General features: G+C 46.7%; 1 protein-coding gene. It reads left to right on the top strand.

All coding sequences use genetic code 11. From position 1 onward, the window contains the following. Positions 1 to 214 (top strand): hypothetical protein (locus KP705_RS16350; protein ID WP_215765011.1); only part of this gene is annotated, 214 nt, incomplete at its 5' end. Between the last annotated feature and the right edge of the window lie 362 nt (positions 215 to 576).

Here is a 576-nt window from a genome sequence, read left to right as displayed (position 1 = left end):
GAAGAATGAACAGCTTGAAACTTATCTTGGTTTAGTTTTTGATTCTTTGGATTCGCATGGAATTAATCCTGTTCCGTTCATTAAGACTGTCTACACGTTGGATGATTTAATGCGTGATTGCGATAGGATTGCGAAGGAGTGGCTTGAGTCATTCCAGGCGACGTGGGAACCTAAGGCGAAGCCTCAAAAGGGTTCTGATCGCTCTATTGCCTAGAGCGACGACCCCGAAGGTCCGGGGTCTAGCATTGGGGTTTCGACCTCCATGCTAAAGGCTAAATCAGTATTAAAAAGATAGCTCAAACTGCTTCGCTTCATGAGCAGATAATTAGCTCAGATTTGCTGTGTCCTGCATCACAGAGCGAGCGCAGAGCGGGAGCCACGTAGTGTGGCCGTAGGCCATCTGTGTGGGATGGTTCTTGATAATCTGATTTTTATGGTAGAATGTGAGTCGAGGTTAAATCGATGGATATCTTGGCGGATTACATCGAAGAAGCCCGATAGGTTAGGAGAAGGCTCATGACGCAGGAACGTCACAACCCGACCCACATCAGTATTATAACACAACTGATGGCGATG

The organism is Gluconobacter sp. P1D12_c, from assembly GCF_018812105.1.
Classification (GTDB): Bacteria; Pseudomonadota; Alphaproteobacteria; order Acetobacterales; family Acetobacteraceae; genus Gluconobacter; species Gluconobacter oxydans_A.
The sequence above is the reverse complement of the archived record's forward strand: the minus strand, read 5'-3'. Positions and strand labels throughout refer to the sequence as shown.